General features: G+C 51.8%; 12 protein-coding genes. 6 read left to right on the top strand and 6 right to left on the bottom strand.

Annotation, left to right across the window (positions count from 1 at the left end; all coding sequences use genetic code 11):
* Positions 1-38 precede the first annotated feature (38 nt).
* The 3 genes from GmarT_RS26790 to GmarT_RS26780 are packed head-to-tail and all read left to right on the top strand — an operon-like array spanning position 39 to position 4,118.
* Positions 39-431: a BlaI/MecI/CopY family transcriptional regulator gene (locus tag GmarT_RS26790; RefSeq protein WP_002644460.1), complete on the top strand. Its 393-nt coding sequence runs from the start codon at positions 39-41 to the stop codon at positions 429-431.
* Entirely contained in the window at positions 418-3,816 is a 3,399-nt protein-coding gene (locus GmarT_RS26785) for a M56 family metallopeptidase (RefSeq protein ID WP_002644461.1), read from the top strand. The genes GmarT_RS26790 and GmarT_RS26785 overlap by 14 nt, the downstream gene beginning before the upstream one ends.
* Positions 3,795-4,118 (top strand): hypothetical protein, encoded by a 324-nt coding sequence (locus GmarT_RS26780; RefSeq protein WP_002644462.1) that lies wholly within the window; start codon positions 3,795-3,797, stop codon positions 4,116-4,118. Before GmarT_RS26785 ends, GmarT_RS26780 begins: the two co-directional genes overlap by 22 nt.
* Before the next feature lie 8 nt (positions 4,119-4,126).
* On the opposite strand, the gene GmarT_RS26775 is transcribed toward GmarT_RS26780, so the two are convergent.
* The 3 genes from GmarT_RS26775 to GmarT_RS26765 are packed head-to-tail and all read right to left on the bottom strand — an operon-like array spanning position 4,127 to position 7,004.
* The gene (locus tag GmarT_RS26775) at positions 4,127-5,056 is read right to left on the bottom strand and encodes a TolB family protein (protein WP_002644463.1); all 930 of its coding nucleotides are present in this window, start codon (positions 5,054-5,056) and stop codon (positions 4,127-4,129) included.
* Between the two features lie 43 nt (positions 5,057-5,099).
* A complete protein-coding gene (locus GmarT_RS26770) occupies positions 5,100-6,032 on the bottom strand; it encodes a TolB family protein (protein WP_002644464.1) in 933 nt (310 codons plus the stop codon).
* Between the two features lie 42 nt (positions 6,033-6,074).
* Positions 6,075-7,004: a TolB family protein gene (locus tag GmarT_RS26765; RefSeq protein WP_002644465.1), complete on the bottom strand. Its 930-nt coding sequence runs from the start codon at positions 7,002-7,004 to the stop codon at positions 6,075-6,077.
* 331 nt (positions 7,005-7,335) lie between these two features.
* Here GmarT_RS26765 and GmarT_RS26760 point away from each other — a divergent pair, with 331 nt between their 5' ends.
* Positions 7,336-7,908 (top strand): VOC family protein, encoded by a 573-nt coding sequence (locus GmarT_RS26760; RefSeq protein ID WP_002644467.1) that lies wholly within the window; start codon positions 7,336-7,338, stop codon positions 7,906-7,908.
* A gap of 51 nt (positions 7,909-7,959) precedes the next feature.
* Here the strand turns inward: GmarT_RS26760 and GmarT_RS26755 are convergent, their stop codons facing one another.
* The gene (locus GmarT_RS26755; protein WP_149303462.1) at positions 7,960-9,459 is read right to left on the bottom strand and encodes a sigma-54 interaction domain-containing protein; all 1,500 of its coding nucleotides are present in this window, start codon (positions 9,457-9,459) and stop codon (positions 7,960-7,962) included.
* A 442-nt stretch (positions 9,460-9,901) separates the two neighbouring features.
* On the opposite strand from GmarT_RS26755, the gene ispD reads away from it, so the two are divergent.
* Complete coding sequence (gene ispD, locus GmarT_RS26750; protein WP_002644470.1) at positions 9,902-10,714, top strand: 2-C-methyl-D-erythritol 4-phosphate cytidylyltransferase; 813 nt, start codon at positions 9,902-9,904, stop codon at positions 10,712-10,714.
* 174 nt (positions 10,715-10,888) lie between these two features.
* A complete protein-coding gene (locus GmarT_RS26745; RefSeq protein WP_002644471.1) occupies positions 10,889-11,458 on the top strand; it encodes a hypothetical protein in 570 nt (189 codons plus the stop codon).
* A gap of 75 nt (positions 11,459-11,533) precedes the next feature.
* Here GmarT_RS26745 and ilvD read toward each other — a convergent pair whose 3' ends face one another.
* Positions 11,534-13,225 (bottom strand): dihydroxy-acid dehydratase, encoded by a 1,692-nt coding sequence (gene ilvD / locus GmarT_RS26740; RefSeq protein ID WP_002644472.1) that lies wholly within the window; start codon positions 13,223-13,225, stop codon positions 11,534-11,536.
* Between the two features lie 106 nt (positions 13,226-13,331).
* Positions 13,332-13,622 carry a putative quinol monooxygenase gene (locus tag GmarT_RS26735; RefSeq protein ID WP_002644473.1) on the bottom strand — a complete coding sequence of 97 codons (291 nt, stop codon included), beginning with the start codon at positions 13,620-13,622 and terminating at the stop codon, positions 13,332-13,334.
* Between the last annotated feature and the right edge of the window lie 196 nt (positions 13,623-13,818).

The following is a 13,818-nucleotide window of genomic DNA, read 5'->3' as shown; positions in this document are numbered from 1 at the left end:
AAACTCTCACAATTACACTTGTACTTGAAGGAAAGCAGATGGCAGAACGCCCCGCTTTATCCAAAGGTGAAATGGAAATTGCCCGTGCCTTATGGGAACTGAAACACGCGACGGTGCGCGACGTGTTTGAGTCGTTTCCTGAATCGCGTGGAATTGATTTCACCACCGTCCAGACCTATTTGCGCCGTCTGGAGAAAAAGGGGTATGTGAACGTCAAACTCGATGGACGTACCCGTGTGTATACACCACGCGTCAAACCGCGCACCGTGATTCGCGAAACCGTCGATGACCTGGTGGACCGACTCTTTGCCGGCGAAACCTTTCCCCTGATGCAGCATCTGATTGAAGATCGACAGGTCAGTCGCGCGGATCTGGATGCGCTCAAAGGGTTACTGGACCAGTTGACGGAGGAACGCGATGCAGCTGACTGACGTTTCAATTATCTCGCTGGTGTGGCAGCAGTTCTGGCAATGTTCGGTGCTGGTGCTGGCAGTCTGGCTGATTTGTCGGCTCGTGCGTTTCAGGCGTTCGCATCTGACCTGTCTGCTCTGGCTGATTGTGCTGTTGAAATTTATCACGCCCCCTCTCTGGGACAGTTCGATGGGGCTGTTCTGCTGGATTCAAAATGGATTACCTGCCAAAGTTTCACCCAGCCAGCCGCCTGACGAACCAGAATTTATGACGCGCACCGAATCCATGCGCCTGCTGACCGGAGACGATATGGGAAAACTGCCCGACGTCTCAGCGAGTCCGGATTTCAAGGTGACAATTCACGAAAACGAAACGATGCGGCAGACTCCTGTCCGTTCAGAAACGACGGCGATTCCCGTGCAACCCACTGCGGAAAACAGCGGGCAGCCTGCGGCTCACTATTCCGTCAAACAGATCGGCGTGCTGATCTGGATGACGGTGGGTCTGCTGATTGCAACAGTGATGCTGGTGCGTTACCTGCGGTGCTGGCACATCATTCGACGGGCGGGAGAACAATCGCATCCGGAGTTGAATCGGTTATTAGAACGACTGTGTGCAGAATTAAAATTGAAACGCCGTGTGCGGCTGCTGATTACTCACAGTCGGATGGGACCGGCGGTGATTGGCCTGTTGCGTCCGACAATCATTCTTCCGACGGCGATCACGGAGAGTCGCTCCCTGAAAGAGCTGGAACCGGTGCTGGTGCACGAACTGATTCATATCCGCCGAGGCGATCTGTGGATTGGTCTGCTGCAACTGCTGGCATCGGTGGTGTGGTGGTTTCATCCGCTGGTCTGGTTTACGGGTCGTCGCTTGAAATTCGAAATCGAACAATGCTGTGATGAGGAAGTGCTCGCCGAACTGAACTGCGACCCCAGACAGTATGCCGCCTGCCTGCTGGAGATTCTGGAGTTGAAGCAGACGTTAACAGCGGTCCCCGTAGTGCCGGGCGTGCGTCCGGTGGAAATTACTTCAAAACGACTGGAGCGAATTATGCGACTCGGACAAGGATGTCAGAAGCGTACCCCCTGGTGGTGCTGGATGATTTTTGTGACGCTGGCAGCAGTGGTGCTGCCGGGAGCCGCGTTTGTGGTGAATGCCGCAGATGCCAATAATGACGTGAAGCAAGTCAACGTGGAAAAGCCGAGCCAGAACCATCCAAAACAGAGCATAGACGCAATCCAGTTACTTCCTTTTTATGACCCACTCAAACGGGCGATGAATAGTGATAACCCCTTCAGCCGCAGGTATTCAAAAGATTTGGATTACCTGTCTGCTGAGATTGATATGCGGGACTGGATTTCCCGTTCTGTCTGCACCCGCAGCTATCCCATTCAGGAACTGCTGGAGAAGGCTGGTAAGAACATGGTGCCGATGCGGGCCGAAGCGATCCTGACAGAAAAACTGAATGCCCGAATCAAGCTGCTCAGAGAGTTCGCTGCTGTCAATGACAGGCCCGAATACAGTACTTCCGTCCCCATTTATTTTGGAACCCACCAGATCCCCCTCAAAGACGAGCGCAAGCAATACCGCATGGTGTCCTATGGTGGCTATGACATCCGGAATGATCAACTGATTGTGTGGGCAAAGGATGAACGCTATCACAGTCTGGTAACTCAGGCACTGGATGAACTGTCCCGGGAAGAGATGACCCCCTTTGTGCTGACGGCAAAGTTTATCTCGGTGCCCCGCGGGCTGCGGGACAAAATCAGTTCAGAACGAAGGAAGGTGAAGGTCTACCAGGCTGAGAAGTCGGCTGTGGTCAGTGATGCTGCCGGAGAGCAGCCTGAATTGATCGGGCCGGAAACGATCAGTCATCCTTCCCTGATCTGTGAAATCCTTGATGAAAAGCGTGTCCGGGAAGTGCAGCGCATGATCAAGTCCTCAGCAGACACGCAGACTTTGTCGGCACCACAAATTCGATTTATCGATGGGCAGACGGTGCAGCTGGAAACAAAAAAACGCCACGAAATGGAACCCAAATTTCGCGGCGCCGGCCAGTCATATTCAATGAATCATTACGATGTCGGCCTGGATCTACGCGTGACCTTTTCCACTGGAAAGGGGATCCAAAATCGAGGCATGCTGGATTATCAGATTATCAGTTCTGAGTATGCCGGCCTGAAAAAACAGAAGCTGAATCATCCCGAATCCGGGCAGACAGGTGTGATTGAGTTTCCTGTAATAACGGAATGGCATTTCAAAGATGCCAGACTGCTGGAACCGGGACAGGTGCTGCTGGTTGAAGGTCTGGGACTGCAACAGGAAGCGGATTCCCCCAGCGTCCTGTTAGCATTGTTCCAGGTGGACCGCGCCAGAGCTGATGAGAGAAAGCCTGTGATGTGGGGAGAGGGAGTGAACAGTGACGCGGGCGTGACCGGGCAACTGCAACTGGATGAATCCCACTTCAAAGATGCTCTAGTGACTCTCGCTTATCCTGTCGCCGATCTGGTGCTGCCGGTGAGCAGGCAAATGATTCTGGGTTCAAATAAAACTCCCTATAATGAACAACCTCGATTCGAACCTCTGATTGAACTGATCAAACAGAATGTCACACCAGAAGCATGGGGAGATCCTCGCAAGACCGGTCGCGAAATCAGGCCTTATCCCGAGAAGCTCTCGCTTGTCATTCGAGCAAAGCGGGCGACTCATGATCAGATCAAAGGTCTGCTGACAAAGATCAGAGTAGCCCAGGATCGACAGATTGGACTCAAGCTTGATCTGGTCACAGCTGATTATCTGAATGCCGAGCTTAAAAAAATAGACCGGTTTGCTACCCCCCTGACGCGCGGGTTATGGGAGAAATTGAAGTCGGAAGAACTGGATGAGGGAGTTCTACTGAAGGTACCTGAGACGAAACTGTTGCTGAAGATGTCTTCCAGTGTGAATGACATGGAATACAAGATGTCTGCAAAAGTGACATTCTTCAATGGGCAGTCTTGCGAGTTCAATTTACTCGATTCACTGGTGCCTGATCAGAAGTCGAAATCGCTGCTTCAGCTAAGGCCGGAACTGTTGAAAGATCAGCGGATCAGGATTTCCTATCTGATCAACGCCAGGAATGCTCTGGATGCGCTTTCCCATGTCGAAAGCGCGACGATTCCCCCGGGGCAAACGTTGCTGGTGGATATTACCGATCAACTTTCGAGAGATCGAAGTTCATTCCAGTTTGATCAATTCGTGAAGCAGGCGGAACTGTCATATCAGAAACAGCCCAAACGCTGTTTTATGCTGGTGACGCCGACCATTCTCACAGCGTCCGCTGAAGTGCCAGAATATCGAGATCCTCAGCATCCACAGCAACCTCATTCTTCAGAACAGGAATGGCATTTATCCGATCCGTAGCCGATACCATTCTCTCAACTGTCTGCCGAATCAAATCCGGATTGAGCTTTGCAGGCGCTCCCTGGTATGGTTTCCTGGTCGGCAGGATCTCTTCCAACCAAAAGAAGGGAACGATTCCTCAGGAACATACTCTGCTTGTCGATATCACGGAACAGATTACAGGTCAGAAACATTCTCTGTTGCCTTCTGAACTGCAGGGGCAAGTCCTGGCAGGTCAGGAACTACAGAACCGTTATCTGCTGCTGGTAACTCCTTCAAAGCCGGACAATATTACAAAACTGCGGATCACTCCCCATAAATAAACCGCAACTCACTCCCCCGTCCCGCTGACATTGAACAGCAGGCTCTGTCCGTCGGGAGTGAAACAGACATCGCCGATGATGGTGCCGTTGACTTTGATTTCGATGGGGGCGGGCGGTTTGTCTTCCGCGGGATTGAACTGCATCAACTGTCGCGGCTGGGCTCCGGCGGCGAAAACGATTTTTTCCCCCGAGGGATGCCAGGCGATGTCGGCGTAGGGGGCGGTTTTATTCGAGTAATGTACTTTGTAGCCCTGCTGTTTACCGGCGGCGTTCACGGTGGCAATTTCGTAAGTGGACTCGTTCGCATTGCGCCCTTTGAAACAGATCCAGTTGCTGTCGGGGGACCAGGTCATGTTCCAGTAAATCGACGAGTAGGGGCTTTCGCCTGCCGGGAAGAGGTCGGTTCTGGTCCCTTCTACCAGATCATAGACGCGAATATTGGCTTTGTTTCCTGAACGGACTGTATAGGCAATTTTTTTACCGTCGGGCGACCATTGTGCGCCCCAGCCTCCTGCTTCGATCATTTCGCGGTGTGAACCGTCGGCGTGCATCAGGGCGGCCCCGGAAGGAGAGATTTGTGAGAAGGCAATCCTGTTACCTGCGGGAGACCAGCTGGGCATGACTCCGGAGCCGATAGCTTCGAGGTTCGTGCCGTCGGCGTTGACAGTGATGATTTTGCCGTCAGAAAATTTCTCGCCCTCTTGTGACTTTCTGCCATCAAAGGCCAGTTTCTGGCCATCGGGTGAAAAGACAGGTGAGCCGGCGGTATAGTATTCGCCGGGGACGATAAAGAGATTTGCTTCTCCCCCTTCTGATGGCGCGGTATAGAATCGCACGCGTTTGACGCCCGCTTCTTTTTCGTCGGCGGTGAGGGGGGACAGATTGAAGGTCAGTAACAAAAGTGTATTGACCAATATGAAACAGACTGGATTGAACATGTTGCGTCCTTATCTCTAAGTTATCAGGCTTCAATTTGCAGTATTAATTTGTGTGTTTCAGATTAAACAACAGTTGCCCTCCATCGGGAGTAAAGCTGACATCACCGTTGAGGTAGCCTTCAAAATTGATGTCGACTGGTTCTGGTGCATTGGCGTCAGCTGGGTTGAACTGGAGCAACTGCCGTGGCTTTGTATGGGGGCAGAAAACAATCACTTCGCCGACGGGATGCCAGGCAAAATCCGCATAGGGGGCCGTCTCGTGATGGTAATGCACTTTGTAGCCGGCCTGTTTTCCGGCGATGTTGATGGTGGCGACATCGAAACTTCTGTCTTCAGCTCTGCAGCCTTTGAAACAGAGCCACTGACTGTCGGGTGACCAGGCCATATTCCAGTAGACGCTGGTGTAAGGGCTTTCGCCTGCAGGGAAAAGGTCGGTTTTCGTGCCCTCGATCAAATCGTAAATGCGAATGTTGCCTCTGCCGTTGACGGGAAAACTATACGCCAGTTTTCTGCCATTCGGCGACCACTGCGCGCCCCAGCCTCCTGCATCAATCAATGTTCGGTGAGAGCCATCGGCGTGCATGATGGCGACGCCGTAAGGAGCATGTTGAGAAAAGGCAATCCGATTACCACCGGGCGACCAGCTGGGCATGCGGCCGGGCCCCAGAACTTTCAGATTGCTGCCATCCGCGTTGACCACGATGATCTTTGCCTGGATTGATGTTTCTCCTGCTTGAGATTTCCAGCCATCGAACAGCAGTTTTTGACCATCGGCAGAAAAAGACGGGGAGCCAGCCGTATCGTAATCCCCGGGCACCAGGAATAGAGCGGCGTCTCCTCCTTCGGCAGGAGCCTGATAAAAGCGGTCACGGATGGATTCCGTATCGCTCTCTTCAGCAGTCACCGGCAGAGTGCCTGGTACGACCGATAAGAGCGTTACCAGAAGTGTGAAACTGACAATGCGTAAACAGCTCATTCTTCATCCCTGCTGTGTGAATTGGATTGTTTTGAACAGGAATTATTTTTTATCGCGTGCATTAAACAGCAGATGCTGGCCATCCGGGGTAAAGCTCACATCGCCGTTGATATTGCCGTCGACAGTGATGTCCAGAGGTTCGGGGGCTTTGTCTTCCGCCGGATTAAACTTGAGCAGCTGGCGCGGTTTGGTGTCAGAGCCGAAGACAATCATGTCCCCTTGTGGATGCCAGGCCATATCCTGGTAGGGTGAGACTTTACTGCGGTAATGGACTTTGTAGCCTTCCTTCATGCCGGCGACATTGACGGTGACGACTTCATACATCTTGTCGGCAGCGTTACGCCCCAGGAAGCAGACCCAGTTACTGTCGGGCGACCAGGCCATGTTCCAGGAGATGACGGAATAGGGACTTTCACCTTCCGGGAAGACATCGAATCGGGTGTCTTCAATCAAATCGTAAATCCGGAGATTGGCTTTGCCCGACGTGTAAGCACGGTACGCGATTTTTTTACCATCGGGAGACCATTGCGCGCCCCAGGCTCCCGATTCGATCAACGTGCGATTGCTGCCGTCTGCATTCATGATGGCAACACCTGAAGGAGATGGTTGCGAGAAGACAATCCGGTTTCCGCCAGGAGAAAAACTGGGCATGGCGCCGGCACCGATGATTTTCGGATCAGAGCCGTCCGCGTTGGCGACCATGATTTTGACATTGGAAAACGTTTCTCCCTCCTGAGATTTCCAGCAATCGTGTGCCAGCTTGGAACCGTCGGGAGAAAAGGTGGGGGAACCGGTATTATAGTAGTCTTCCGAAACGTAATATTGTTTCGGATCTTTGCCTTCCGGGCTGGCGATGTAAAACCGTGTGCGGTTGACCTTGGGTTTTTCGTCTGCATTGATCCGGTTGAGACTGGAACTCTGAAGCATAATCACTGAGAAGCAGAGCATTGCGGCGTACACAACTGGTTTCATTTCGAATCCTCTTATTGTTAATGTAAATTAAATCAGAGTTCTCCTGTCTAGCTGTTATAGCATTTTACAGACTGCGATCAAAGAAAAAAACAGGAAGAGAAAACCAGGGCCGGTGATCTGAATTGACATGCCGTGATTGAAACGAAAAACGAGAATACCGGTTTTCAGTTTCACAAGATCAATTGCTGAACTAAGTCGCGATTTTAAATAGTTTTGAGATAAACGATGAGCACGGCTTGAGGTCTGAATCTGATCAAAGTAGCCTGATGTGAACAAGGCCTGTTTTGCGGATGAAAAAGTGCCTTTTCCAGTTTCATTCAGGAGTACGTCCATGAAGAATCCCAGTTTTGTGAATCGCGAGCTGATCTGTACGACATTTATTGTGTTAGTCGTCAGCGGATTAGCGGCTTTGGCCGCCAGCAGCAAAACTGTTCCCGATGCCGAGTTCGCCAAGTCGACCGTGGATTTCGGAATCGTTGTCAGCGATATCGACAAGTCACTTGCGTTTTACAAGGACGTCCTCGGGCTCAAAACACGTGAGCCATTCGAAGTGACTCCGCAGATGGGAGTCGACTCAGGGCTGTCAGACAACCTGCCGTTCAAGGTGTACCCGCTGGTACTGGAAAACGACAGTACGGCGACCAATGTGAAACTGATGCAGTTTAAGGATACACCAGCAAAGAAAGTGGATAACTCATTTATCCATTCTTCTCTGGGCGTGAGTTATCTGACCATTTATGTGAAAGATACCACAGCGGCTCTGGCGCGGGCCAAGGCGTTCGGTGTTGAACCAGTCGCCAAAGGCCCGATTGCTCTGCCAGAAGGCTTCCCGAAAGGCATTTATCTGACTCTGCTGCGTGACCCCGATGGGAACCTCATCGAACTGGTGGGGCCGAAGAAGTAATACGCTGCTCAAAGCCGGCATACTGGATGATGACACTCGTGATGGGTGTCATCATTTTTTTGTGTTCATGCCATACTTCTTCATTTTGTTATACAGGGTCACACGACTGATGCCCAGCGTTTTTGCGGTGTTCGTGCGGCTGTAATTGTTTTTGAACAGAGCCTGTTCGATCAGTTCTTTCTCGGTGACGGCCACCTGGTCACCCAGTCGTTCTGAATCGTTCTGTTTATGGTTCAGTACAACGGATGGATCATTGGTCGGGCCAACCAGTCCCATCAGAATATGAGAAGGCAGGTTCTCTTTACGTAAGATCCCTTCGCGGCAGTAGATGACCGAGCGGCGGATTACGTTTTCCAGTTCCCGGACATTGCCGGGCCAGGGATACGTGTGCAATGCTTCCATAAACTCTTCGTCAATGCGATCGACGGGGATATTATGTTTGAGTGACATCTGATGCACAAAATCATTCGCCAGCACGATGATGTCTGACTTGCGTCGTCGCAGAGGGAGTACATCGAATTTCAACATGTTCAATCGATAGTACAAGTCAGGTCGGAACTTGCCCTGTTCGACGAGAGGCTGCAGATCCATATTACTGGCGACCACCAGGCGGGCCTGATTCACGTGCGTTTTATTCGAGCCAATCGGTTCGAATTCCCCGGTCTCGATCACGCGTAACAGTTTGACCTGCTGCTCCGGGCCCAGCACATCGATTTCGTCCAGCAGTACCGTGCCTCGACCTGCAGCGAGAAATTTACCGTCTTTGTCCGCGTGGGCACTGGTGAAGGCACCACGCACATGACCGAACAGTTCACTTTCAATCAGGTCGTTGGGTAACGCTCCACAGGCCACATTCAGGAATGGCTCATTGCGGCGTGGAGAAACATCATGGATCAGACGGGACAGATAGGTTTTACCGGCTCCGGTCTCCCCGATCAGCAGGACGGTGACATCGTGCTGAGCGGCGATTTCCAGTTCATTCAGCATGAGCTTCATTTCATGCGAATTGGTTTCGAAGCGACGGGTAATTCCATGTTCGCCGGTATTCTCGGTCGACTCGTGGGTGGTACCCGCTGCAGCGGAACGTTTGGTCGTTGATTTATTACCAGGAGCTGAACCGCCTGAGGTCGCTCCCAGGGAGGCATTCAGCATCGCAGACTGAGTGACCACGATTTTCTCTTCCGGGTTCAGGCAGGAGTCAATTTCCAGCAGCAGTTCTGCTTCGCTGGCAAAACCTTTGATGTGCATCATGGAAGAGCAGGCAGTCCGTCGTTCCAGGATCTCAGGACACTCTTCCTCTGTGAGCAGGATGATTTCTGTATCGGGAGCAGCAGACTGAATCATATCCAGCAGATGGTCTTCCTGGTGTCCGCCTGAAAGAAGAAACCGCAGATCGACCAGGATGGAATCAATGTCCTGCTCACTGCACTGCTCGTAGCAGTCTTCGAGACTGCTGCAAATCGAGAGCTGGAACGTTTTTTTGAAATGAGCAAGGATCTGCTGCTGAATCACTGTATCGCGTGTTACCAGAATCAGTGTCGGGAGTTCCATAATGGCTTTCTCTATTTCAAATTCTAAATGACAAAGTAGTTTCTCAAGGAGAATCAATCTGAAGACTCGCGATGACAGGGGAAGTGAACCTGTCCGGCCAGCCGGGTGATCGAAGTGCTTCTGTTTTTAAACAAATAGAGTGCCAGACTGTAAAGGTTCTCTGACGTTCGTGAGGTAAGGGGAATAGCGGTAACGAGTTACGTTTAAATAAGAAATTCGGGATGGCAAAAAAGCGACACAGGTCATGTGGAGAAAAAACATCAATGGTGTGGTGTGTTGTTTTAGATCAACATGATTTCGACGAGGTTCTGTACGTTTGGAACCGCTTTCATCAGGCAGAATGGAATTCGTGAGTGCGTGCTATTGGATGCGGAATTCCGGCCTGTTAAACTTCAGAAACAGAATGTGAAGAATGGATGCGTCTTCAGGGTGAGGATGAGGCGTGTCAGCGGTACGGGACACAGGTTATCGAGAGGGAAATACAGTGGCGACCTTTGCAGTCATCTTAGCAGCAGCCGGGAAGAGTTCACGATTTAAGTCGAAGGGAGCGGAGATCCTGGGGGCAGGCCCTCAGAAAAAACCGTTTATGGATTTAAAGGGGCGGGCAGTCTGGGTGCGTTCTGCAGAGATTTTTTCGAACCGCGAAGATGTAAAACAACTGATCATTACGGTTTCGGCCGAGGACATCGAGTGGTTTAAAGAGAAGTTTCGGCCCAACCTGGCCTTCATGGAGATTGAAATCGTCGCGGGAGGCGCAGAACGGGCGGACTCGGTGCAAAATGCGTTAGCGCGGGTCAAAGCCGGCATTGATTATGTCGCTATTCACGATGCAGCCCGTCCCCTGATTACGGATAAATGGGTCGGCGAAATCTTTTCTGCTGCGGAAAAACATGACGCGGTGATCCCCGCCGTCCGGGTATCCAGTACCCTCAAACGGGCCGGTCAGGATCTGAAGATTCAGGAAACCGTCGACCGCACGAATCTCTGGGCGGCCCAGACGCCACAGGTCTTCAAGCGACAGCTGCTGTTAGACGCGTATGCACGGCGCGGCGATTTTCAGGCCACTGACGAAGCACAGCTGGTTGAGCATCTGGGGCACGAGGTTAAGATTGTCGAAGGTTCCCCTTTGAATCAGAAGATCACGACCGCCGCGGACTTCCGAATGGCAGAGGCGCTGGTCAATGCGTTGCCCAAGCCCAAAGGGATTCAGGCACTGCATCCGTTTGCCGATGAGGAACCCCGGGGGATGTTTTAAAAGCGTCTCAATGAAAAACATGAAACTCAGGTGAATCTGTCCATTGCTGTTTGAGGTTCGGCTGCCGGGAGGTTAGTCTGGAGTACAGCTCTGGTGACGCGACCCCGAACCTGGGCGCAGGCTCAAATGTGTTGACGCCAGATCATAATCTTTCTCTGTACTTAAGGAAGCACCATGAGTTCGACCCCGGAATCCGCAGAAACAACTGAACCCGCCTCAAAATCGAAGAAAAAGGTTTCCACCCAACGTCGCGTCATTTCATGGGTATTTATCGCGATTCTGCTCGGTGTGGTTCTACTGGAATGGCGTGCGAAATCATCGCAGGCAAAAACCTTTGAAAGTCTGGGAGCCGCTATGGATGAAGCGGGAAATTCCGGCGAGTTCCCCTTTGCACAGTTTGAAGAAACCGTACAAGGGAACCCGGACGTGGATGTTGATGAATCCGGGGCGATCATGCGGCTCTACCATTATAAGTGGAATGGTATTTTTAAAACGTATCATCTGCGGTTACTGGTGAATGATGAAGATCTGGTCGTAACCTACGATACGGAACCCGAAGGCGAGACTGTGAATGGCATGCGCCGGATCTCGAAAAAGAATCTGGAAGAACTGGTGCAGAAAAATAAACAGGAAGTGACTGCCCAGAAAGCAGAATCGAAACCGGTGTCAGAGACTCCCGTAACAGAAACGCCAGCAAAAAAAGAGACATCTGAAAAAGAAGCAGCGGCCCCTAAAGACGAATAATGGTTAACGATCAATAAAAAAAAACAGCCTGGTATCAGAGATGGATACCAGGCTGTTTTTGATTCGAAGTTTCGCTTACTCGTCGGTCACACAACCTTCAGAAGCGGATTTCACATTCTTGATATATTTGTAAAGTGTACCCCGCGTGTATTTAAACGGAGGGGCCGTCCAGGCTTTGCGACGTTCTTCGAGCTCTGCATCACTGACATCCATCTCCAGTCGATTTTTGTCGGCGTCGATAATGACCTTGTCGCCATTTTTGACCAGGGCGATTGGACCGCCTTCCTGTGCTTCAGGAGTGATATGTCCGACGATAAAGCCGTGTGAACCACCAGAAAAACGACCGTCGGTCAGCAGGGCAACATCCTTACCCAGGCCGGCTCCCATGATGGCGGAAGTCGGGGTCAGCATTTCGGGCATCCCTGGTCCCCCTTTGGGGCCTTCGTAGCGGATGATGATCACATCGCCTTTTTGAATCTGCTTGTCTTCGAGGGCTTTGAGCATGTCCTCTTCGGAATCGAAGACGTTGGCGGTCCCTTCGAAGACCAGGCCTTCCTTACCGGTGATCTTGGCGACGGCACCTGTCGGAGCCAGGTTGCCTTTAAGTATCTGCAGGTGACCGGTCGGCTTGATCGGGTTTTCGACAGCGTGAATGATATCCTGACCCTCTTTGAGGCCCGGTAGTTCTGCCAGGTTTTCGGCCACTGTTTTTCCCGTGACCGTCATGCAGTCGCCGTTGATCAGGCCTTTTTCCAGCAGGTATTTCATCACGGCTGGTGTCCCGCCAATCTCCTGCAGGTCAGCCATCACGTATTTACCACTGGGTTTGAAATCGGCCAGCAAAGGAATACGATCGCTGACGGACTGGAAGTCATCAATAGTCAGTTCCAGGCCGACAGAACGGGCGATGGCCAGCATGTGCAGCACGGCGTTGGTCGATCCCCCCAGTGCGACAATCAGTACCATCGCATTTTCGAAAGCCTCGCGGGTCATGATGTCGCGGGGTTTCAGATCCAGTTCCAGCAGTTTCCTGATGGCGGCACCAGCGCGGATACACTCATCGAGTTTATCGGGATGCTCTGCAGGAATGGAAGAACTGTAAGGGAGTGACATCCCCAGAGCTTCGATGGCAGACGACATCGTGTTGGCGGTATACATGCCGCCGCAGGCACCAGCGCCCGGACAGCTTTTCTGTACGATTTCTTTTCGGGTTTCATCTGTGATCGTACCAGCCAGGTATTCGCCGTAAGACTGAAATGCGGAGACAATGTCCAGCTTCTGATTATTCAGACAGCCGGGAGCAATCGTTCCCCCGTAAACCATGATCGAGGGGCGGTTAAATCGTCCCATGGCAATCAGGCAGCCAGGCATGTTCTTATCACAGCCAGGCAGCGAAATGTTGGCATCGTACCACTGGGCACAGGTGACTGTTTCGATACTGTCGGCGATCAGGTCGCGGGACTGCAGCGAATAGGACATGCCGTCGGTGCCCATGGAAATCCCGTCGCTCACACCGATGGTATTAAACCGCAGGCCAACCAGATCGGCGGCTTCGACGCCCTCTTTGACCTTGGCAGCCAGTTTGTTGAGGTGCATGTTGCAGGAATTGCCTTCGTACCAGACGCTGGAAATTCCGACCTGGGCCTTGTTCATATCCTCTTCGCTCATGCCGGTGGCGTAGAGCATGGCTTGCGAGGCACCCTGCGAACGGGGCTGTGTGATACGGGAACTGTACTTGTTCAAAACGGGTTGCGAATCGGCTGACATCGACGTGTTTCCTCTAATGTAATTTCACGATCTATGGTTTGAATGGGGGAATGAATAATGGCTCTGGGGATTGTCCAGGCGTTAGCTCACCTGAAAAAACAGCCGGTTATTCCAGCAGCATTTTCATGCGATAAGGGACTCGTTCGACACGAGGCAGAATCTGGGGCTGATAAATCTGGGTATAGGCTTCTGCTTCGCGATGGGTCTGCCAGGCGTCTTCACTTTCCCAGTGTTCGACAAGCACAAACGTCGCAGGTTCGCCTTCAGACTGATAGACGTCAAACCGCAGGCAGCCTGGCTCGGTTCGGGACAGACGGCAGGCTTCGGTTAACAGTCCCTGGATTTCTTCTGCATCAGCAGCATCTTTGAGCGTCAGGATGACATTGAGGCAAAACATAATGGTTCTCTTGAATTCATGAAGATACAGGTTGTGACTATGCAAAAAACGAAGCAGGATTTTGAGCTCCGATTATCTCAATACAGTAACACTCTGAAGTCCGAAACGACAGTAAAGCAGGATTCTTAAACTGCAGGGAACCGCAAATCTCCGGCTGCGGTCATAAAATCAGTAATCCCGGATCTGTTCAAATGAT

This window comes from Gimesia maris, assembly GCF_008298035.1.
Taxonomy (GTDB): Bacteria; Planctomycetota; Planctomycetia; order Planctomycetales; family Planctomycetaceae; genus Gimesia; species Gimesia maris.
This window is presented reverse-complemented; position numbering and strand designations above follow the sequence as displayed.

Excerpts from the sequence above, each read along its gene's own strand:
- GmarT_RS26790 (WP_002644460.1), top strand. The coding sequence starts at position 39 with ATGGCAGAACGCCCCGCTTTATCCAAAGGTGAAATGGAAATTGCCCGT.
- GmarT_RS26785 (WP_002644461.1), top strand. The coding sequence starts at position 418 with ATGCAGCTGACTGACGTTTCAATTATCTCGCTGGTGTGGCAGCAGTTC.
- GmarT_RS26780 (WP_002644462.1), top strand. The coding sequence starts at position 3,795 with ATGGCATTTATCCGATCCGTAGCCGATACCATTCTCTCAACTGTCTGC.
- GmarT_RS26775 (WP_002644463.1), bottom strand. The coding sequence starts at position 5,056 with ATGTTCAATCCAGTCTGTTTCATATTGGTCAATACACTTTTGTTACTG.
- GmarT_RS26770 (WP_002644464.1), bottom strand. The coding sequence starts at position 6,032 with ATGAGCTGTTTACGCATTGTCAGTTTCACACTTCTGGTAACGCTCTTA.
- GmarT_RS26765 (WP_002644465.1), bottom strand. The coding sequence starts at position 7,004 with ATGAAACCAGTTGTGTACGCCGCAATGCTCTGCTTCTCAGTGATTATG.
- GmarT_RS26760 (WP_002644467.1), top strand. The coding sequence starts at position 7,336 with ATGAAGAATCCCAGTTTTGTGAATCGCGAGCTGATCTGTACGACATTT.
- GmarT_RS26755 (WP_149303462.1), bottom strand. The coding sequence starts at position 9,459 with ATGGAACTCCCGACACTGATTCTGGTAACACGCGATACAGTGATTCAG.
- GmarT_RS26745 (WP_002644471.1), top strand. The coding sequence starts at position 10,889 with ATGAGTTCGACCCCGGAATCCGCAGAAACAACTGAACCCGCCTCAAAA.
- ilvD (WP_002644472.1), bottom strand. The coding sequence starts at position 13,225 with ATGTCAGCCGATTCGCAACCCGTTTTGAACAAGTACAGTTCCCGTATC.
- GmarT_RS26735 (WP_002644473.1), bottom strand. The coding sequence starts at position 13,622 with ATGTTTTGCCTCAATGTCATCCTGACGCTCAAAGATGCTGCTGATGCA.